The sequence below is a fragment of the Serratia silvae genome, assembly GCF_023282985.1.
Lineage (GTDB): Bacteria > Pseudomonadota > Gammaproteobacteria > Enterobacterales > Enterobacteriaceae > Chania > Chania silvae.
Genome location: NZ_JAGQDC010000008.1, coordinates 192111 through 199059 on the forward strand (window position 1 = coordinate 192111; position 6949 = coordinate 199059).

8 protein-coding genes are annotated in these 6949 nt (G+C 46.2%); 1 reads left to right on the forward strand and 7 read right to left on the reverse strand.

The genetic code is table 11. The features are described 5' to 3' along the window. Positions 1-12: 12 nt before the first annotated feature. From KAJ71_RS12380 to KAJ71_RS12410, 7 genes are all read right to left on the reverse strand, one after another. Entirely contained in the window at positions 13-858 is an 846-nt protein-coding gene (locus KAJ71_RS12380) for a PhzF family protein (RefSeq protein WP_248946000.1), read from the reverse strand. Continuing rightward, a complete protein-coding gene (locus KAJ71_RS12385; protein WP_248946001.1) occupies positions 837-1190 on the reverse strand; it encodes a hypothetical protein in 354 nt (117 codons plus the stop codon). Before KAJ71_RS12385 ends, KAJ71_RS12380 begins: the two co-directional genes overlap by 22 nt. Further along, positions 1187-3055: an anthranilate synthase family protein gene (locus KAJ71_RS12390; protein ID WP_248946002.1), complete on the reverse strand. Its 1869-nt coding sequence runs from the start codon at positions 3053-3055 to the stop codon at positions 1187-1189. The genes KAJ71_RS12385 and KAJ71_RS12390 overlap by 4 nt, the downstream gene beginning before the upstream one ends. Beyond that, positions 3052-3672, reverse strand: coding sequence for an isochorismatase family protein (locus KAJ71_RS12395; protein WP_248946003.1), 621 nt, complete (start codon positions 3670-3672; stop codon positions 3052-3054). Before KAJ71_RS12395 ends, KAJ71_RS12390 begins: the two co-directional genes overlap by 4 nt. A 90-nt stretch (positions 3673-3762) precedes the next feature. Then, complete coding sequence (locus tag KAJ71_RS12400) at positions 3763-4221, reverse strand: PhzA/PhzB family protein (RefSeq protein WP_248946004.1); 459 nt, start codon at positions 4219-4221, stop codon at positions 3763-3765. A 46-nt stretch (positions 4222-4267) separates the two neighbouring features. Further along, a complete protein-coding gene (locus KAJ71_RS12405; protein WP_248946005.1) occupies positions 4268-5050 on the reverse strand; it encodes an SDR family NAD(P)-dependent oxidoreductase in 783 nt (260 codons plus the stop codon). Positions 5051-5172: 122 nt separating this feature from the next. Beyond that, on the reverse strand, positions 5173-5559 hold the full coding sequence (locus KAJ71_RS12410) for a VOC family protein (protein WP_248946006.1): 387 nt from the start codon (positions 5557-5559) through the stop codon (positions 5173-5175). A gap of 419 nt (positions 5560-5978) precedes the next feature. Between KAJ71_RS12410 and KAJ71_RS12415 the strand changes: the two genes are divergently transcribed. Next, entirely contained in the window at positions 5979-6707 is a 729-nt protein-coding gene (locus tag KAJ71_RS12415) for a DUF2461 domain-containing protein (protein WP_248946007.1), read from the forward strand. Positions 6708-6949 lie beyond the last annotated feature (242 nt).

Here is a 6949-nt window from a genome sequence, read left to right on the forward strand (position 1 = left end):
TTCTCTTCTCCTTCAAATCGCGTAGGTTCCCTGTGCAACTTGGATGGCGTGGCCGCCAGCATGCAATCGGTATTCCGATCCATCCATTTGCGCCATACCGTACATTTTTGACGGGTGCCCCATTTCAACCCCCTGCCAAATTTCCAGCGACTGACCATAATCGCTCCACCCATGCCGGGCTAGGTGAAGCGCTAAAGGCCCGGCGGCAGAGCCGGTCGCAGCGTCTTCAACCACGCCATACGCTGGTGAAAACATTCGCAAACGCCAAGTATCCCCATCGCGACAGAAACAGAGAGCAGCCATGTTTTTATGCTTCGCCAATGCACGCTGATCGGGGTTGAGCGCCGCCAGAGTCGCCACATCGGTAGCGCCAACAAAGACGTGGCGCGGCCCAACATCGTACTGTTCAACCGGCAACGTGCTATGTGACAAGCCAAGCGCATTAAGAAGCGCTTCGGCTTGTCCATAGGGCTGGATTACAGGGGACGGTTGGAGCATATCAATATGCGCAACTGGGAGATCGTTCCCCAATTTGACGTATTCCAACTTAAAGGGGAAAACCCCCTTTGCAGTTTCGATATTCAATGTGGTTTTCTGCAGCCGGAGGGACAGCGCCAGCGCCGTGCCCAATAACGGGTGACCGGCAAAACCCAGTTCATTCACTGGCGTAAAAATACGGACTTGTACGTCGCCACCTTTGCGGGGACGCGACACGAAAGTAGATTCAGATAACCGCATTTCTGCTGCTATACGCTGCATAGTTTCCGGTTCTAGATCGTCACAATCAAAAAATACGGCGACCGGATTACCGGCCAGCACGCGATCGCTGAACGCATTTACGATGGCATAGTGATGCATGTTTCCTCCTGGCTTAACACAGACGCCCATGGCGCGATAATCGACTCATTCAGACAAGATGCCGCTACGGTAAACCTCAGTCGCACATCCGGCGGTCGCCCGATAGCCTCGGCGGCCACATTCAGCGGTAATACAGTGAGAGCTGGTTTCTCTCCACGCCACAACATCACCGCCCCCCAGCGTGGCGGTGTTTTATTCATAATCCAGTATTTGGTATGCAGCGCATCGATCCTCTGCCAAACGGCGAGATCTATTTGTTCAAGTTGCATCTGCAGTTGCTCGATGTCAGGCTCTCCTGGTGCCAATTCCCACCATACGCATTCCATTATCATGGCATTACCACCTGCTGGATCGATTCATAGAGGATCCGTGGTCCATCAATAGTCAGTACGGATTCTGGATGGAACTGCATGGACGAAAAGTGTGGCCCGCGAAGACCATAAATTTGGCCGGTTATTTCATCTCGTGCGACGCGAATCTCACCATGATCACTGGCCATCGCATTGCTGGCGGCTAGCCCGGTGAACGTGTTGTAAAATCCCACTCTTTCAATTTTGTCAAAGAAGGTGATTTCTTTTTGTATCCCCTGATTGGGCGACTCTAACGCAACAATCGGGTATCCCAGCGCGGCACATAGAATCTGATGGCCAAAACAGATCGCTAATAAGGGTTGGCCCCTCTGTATGGTGTCCAGAATCAGCTTGTGGCTGCGGACTACACGCTCGTCACTTAGATCGCGCGGATCCCCCGGCCCAGGGCCGATGATCAGCAGCTCATGTGAGTTGAGTTGAAGGGGGGAGGCGTAATGCGCAAGACGGACGTTGAATCCCATCGAACGCAGCTGATACTCCATCATGGAGGTGAAAGCGTCTTCATTATCAACTAGGAGCACCCTTCCCTGGCAGCGTATTGGGCTCACACTGGCGACATCATCACGCCAGAATGCAGCTAGGCGATGATTGTGTTTTTGCAGCGCGACAGCGACCTCCTCGTCTTGGAAAATGGAGGTGGAACTACCATTTAGCCCCATAGCACACTGCAGCGCAGCGGCTTTAGCCCGCGTTTCAGCAGCTTCGGAGGCAGGATTTGAAGTACGCACCAACGTAGCCCCCAACCCCATGGTCAATTTACCTGTCGATTCAATTTCACTCGTCCTGATCAAGATCGCCGAATCGATCGTCGGCTCGCCCCCATCAGAGCCCAGCAGTGCGGCAAAACCGCTATAGTAGCCTCGCCCAGATGTCTCATATTTAGCGATAACACGAGTCGCGTTCTCCAATGGGCTGCCAGTGACCGTCGGGGCGAACATTGAGTGCTGCAAAATCGCAGGTACTGGCAGCGATGAGTGCCCTTCAAGCCGATATCCGGTATGTACCAAATGCGACATGGGCGTTAAGAATGGGCCAAAAGTTTTGACGTCGGCGTCACAGATGCGGGTCATCATCTTCAGCTCTTCATCTAGCACCATCGATAACTCGTCCTTCTCTTTCTCATTGGATAAGAAGTCAATGAGCCCCTCACGGGTTGGCCCGGTCGGAGGATATCGATAGGTGCCGCTAATCGGCGTCATAGAGACACGCTGCTGCTGCAAAGTGATATGACGTTCCGGAGATGCGCCAATAAGCGTCACGTCCTGACATTTAATGAAGAAGGTCCAGTAAGCGCCGCTTTCTTGCAGGAGCAGATTTTTAAAGACAGTTAATCCTGTTTCGCAACCATAATCAGTGAAAGCAGCGGTAAAGGAGCGGCGGATAACAAAATTGGCTCCTTGTCCGGAGCCGATCTCCTGCTGAATGACTCGAGCAACTATTCGCGCATAGTCTTCGTCGCAAGGCTCAAAAGCGGTATTGCTAACCTTCAATGAACTATCAGGCAGCAGAGCCAATGCTTCATGGAGTGGTACTTTGCTATAGCGCGTATTGACGAGAGCGATGAGCGGTTTAGCGTCGTCATTAACAGCATAGCCTCGCTCTACAATCTGCCGATAAGGTGCGACTAGCAACATTTGCTGTTCATCGCTGCCATGACGATTTGCCTGTAATTCAGATAAATCTTGAAGACTGTTCAGATGTCGCTCATCTCCCACAATCACTTCGATTTCTGGAGCAGCGCCGCGCCCGCACCTGAATAACAGAGCAAACGATTCATTCTTGCTGCCATGCTGGAGTAAGGAGGTAATTGCCATATCTGCACTCATGCCAATACCTCTTCCACTGATAATATCGATGCGCAGCATGAAGCAGCATAAGCCAGCATGCGTTGATGTGCATCCTGTGAAAAATCAGCTATCGCGTCCTGCACTAAAAAGACTTCGATATCTCTGGAGTAGGCATCCAGGGCAGTAGTTAAAATACCTATTTGCGCATAGACGCCACATATAATAATTTGGTCACGCATCTGGGCAGTGAATATATCTGCAAGTTCGGAAGAGAAGAAGGCACTATATCGCCATTTCTTCAGGACTGGCTCTCCCAGTTGAGGTGCCAATAATGGTGTGATTGCCGTTTGTATCGGATCAGCCTGCATACCGGCCCCCCAAAAGTCATAAAGCAAGCCACGCTCTTTAGCATTCATACTACCTTTTTGACCGGTATAGACCACGGGGATCGAGTTTTCCCGTGCCCAGTTGATCAACTGAGCACAATTTTCCAATAAGGTATTACGTAATAAGCCTGGTAGAGGATTAAGGAAGAAATTTTGCATATCATGGACCAAGAGCAAACCTCTCGAAGGAGAAATTCGCCAGTCCACTTTATTTGATATCGTCGTCTCCAGAGAGGAGAGATCATATTCTTCAATATTAGGTATAGCCATGTCTGTCATACCCCTTGTTTTTATCAGGACGCGAAAACAGATCACATAAATAAGCGATAAAGATAAAATAATTTGAAATTTAAATTAATACTAAGTTGGAATGCCTTCCCTTACTATTTCTGGAACATCTATTCCAAGCGCGCGGAATTGTTGGCAAGGGTTCATAAACTCCCGTTGAAGAATTATTTTTCCTTTTTTAAACTGGAAGTAATGAATAAAGTGATTTTGGTAAAGCCCTTTTTGATAACCCTTGAAATTAATCTCCCCTTTCCCGTCACATTCAACCCAAAAAATATCCGGATCCTGCGTATCGAATATCTGCACATTATACCATCGCCAGTCGGGAAAACAGGCCAACGACCATACCGCATGTTTAGCTAGTTGTTTTTTGCTTTTAATAACGACTGGTTCGCCCGTATCCGTAGTCCAAAGCCCCCCGCATCCTTCCTCATCAAATAGCTCATGTCTAGATAATCGTGCCTGCCCATAAGTATTCATATACTGTTCAACAATGTTTCGATTGCTCATGCGCACTTTATTTTCCATCATTATAACTCCTTAACTCCATATAAAATAATGCCGTATTCATTTATGATTATTCGATTCCAGCTAGGCGTCGTTGCCCATCCTGGATAATCATCTCGTTCAACGATTCACCTAACAGCATCCGTAACGGCGGTGTATCTGTATCCACCAAATTCAGCATTGGCTCCACTGCATTGATAGGATAGCCCGGTAGCATGCGTGGCCAGCTCTGTTGCATCATCTGCTCATGTGTAGGGTAAGCTTCCCCACGTTCCGGACGTACAGCCGAGCTGCCGATCCAATCGGTAAGGTGGGGTCCAGGTTCAACCAACGTGACATTGATACCAAATTCTTTTACCTCGTTAGCTAGCGTTTCGACCATACCTTCTACCGCCCACTTTGTTGCGTTGTACATAGCCATACCGGGTAACGCCATTAAACCGGCGATGCTTGAGATCTGGATAATATGCCCATAGCCCTGTTGCCTCAAATACGGCAGTATCGATTGAATGACCCACAGAGAACCCAGCACATTAGTTTCGATAATCTGTCTTGCATCATTTTCTGGCACGTTTTCCAATGGGCAAAACAGGCCGTAACCAGCATTATTTACCACAACGTCAATACGCCCGAAGGCGCGGAAACCGGTTTCTACCGCAGCGGAAACGGCGGCGCGATCGCGTACATCCAATGTCACCGGCAGGAAATTATCTCCAAATTGGGTAACAAGATCGGCCAATTTTTCCGGTTCGCGTGCCGTTGCAATTACACTATCCCCGCGCTTTAGCGCAGCCTCAGCCCAGACACGGCCAAAGCCGCGCGCAGCGCCAGTGATCAACCATGTTTTTCTCACGTGCGTTTCCTTGCGTACAATTGTGACTTCACGGGCCAATGTTCACCTCCACTCTGGAATAATGACTACTATAAAAAATTATTCACGGCACTAGCATATGGAAATAAAATCGGCCCGGCTATTTACAGTTTCTCAATCCCGCTAGTATCTGTTGCACACAGACGAATGCGGTGCCCATCCGGATCTAGCGCAACGAAAGTATATCCAAACTCAAGTCTTGTTGGCGGTAGCGCCATCGGAACATTGCGCGTTTTAAAATCATGGTAAATAGCATCGACTTCGTCGATCGAAATGTCACTTAAACACAGTTCAAACCCGCCGAATGCAGGCTGGGGCTTAGGCTCAATATCGTGTTTAGTTTGCAACCCTAAAATAAAACCATCTTTTAACGAAAACACTGAAAACCCAGGGAAAGATTCGATGGGATCTTCGCCGAAAATAGCTTTATAAAACTCGGTGCTGGTATCTACGTTGTCAACATATAAAATCACACTATTAGGCTTGAACATACTGTTTCTCCTATGGAAATTTGTTCTCAATCAGAAAATTACATCTAGTTCTATCTGTGTTATGAAAGAATATGCTTTGTTTTTACGATAAAACAGAGCCACGTACGTTGCGATCACGTCATATTGATAACTAATTACATACTCATCGCTCAAAATCATTCGCGATACTTATGAATCATTACCTTTCGATAACTAACGGAGCTACTTGTATTAATGTATGCTAATGAAACCAATGATTCCTTACAAAATCAAAGTGCCTCATATGCAGAAGGATGTCTACAAAACACACACTAGAATCACAGTTTATTGACATGGATCAATAAACCAATTCTATTGCATGTTTTTGATTGAAATAGTTTTTTTAAAATTATTATATAAAATAATGTTAACATATTAGATTGCAATGGAGATTATAAGCCATGAATGATGCAAATCCCCCGTTCAGCCGGTTCAGTAGCGAAAGCATAGCCTTCTTAATTGAGGTTAAATCTCAGAACGACAAAGAGTGGTATGAAAACAACAAGAGTTCATATGAAAAGTACTTACTAAAACCTTTCCAATGCCTCATAGAGGAACTAACCCCTGTAATACAAGAAATTGATCCTTATATCGAAATAAGCCCCAGAATAGGAAGGATTATTTCTCGTATTTATCGTGACACACGCTTTTCAAAAGACAAGTCGCGTTTTCGAGATAGAATGTGGCTGACGTTTAAACGTGATAAAAAAAATTGGATAGACTCTCCAGTTTTTTTCTTCGAAATTAGACCAAGTGCTTTTTATTACGGATTAGGTTACTATGCTGCAACACGTACAACTATGGATCACGTAAGAAAAAGCATCCTCTGTCGTGAAAAAGATTTCTTGAATGCTACTGCACATCTTTTACCAAATTTTACGTTGGTTGGTAACTCTTACAAACGTCCACTAGAACCAAATCAGCCTGAAAAAATTGCCACTTGGTATAATAAAAAATCTTTCTCCGTAATGAAAGAGAATAATAATATTGCCGAAATATTTGATCATAACTTAGCTAGTACACTAGCTGATGCCTTCATTCAGTTGGCACCTCTTTATGATTTCCTTATTCGTATTGAAGAAGAAAAAAATCGTGACTTAGAGATAAAACGTTCAACAATGAATATTTGATTTGCATCACCAAAAATAGCGCTTTAATAAAATTAGAAATTGAGTTTAGTTTTTTGAGATTAGTATCAAAAACGCCCCAATGTTGCCGGGGCGCTGTACTTAGTATTATGCCGCTGATTTTTCGTTACTTTCCAAACGTGCTGACCAACCATGCAAGTAGTAAGCTGATCTTACCCACTAACAATGGACACACGACTAAGCGAGGGTCTGGTTTTCAAATTGTTCCGGGCTGAGTCCGCCAC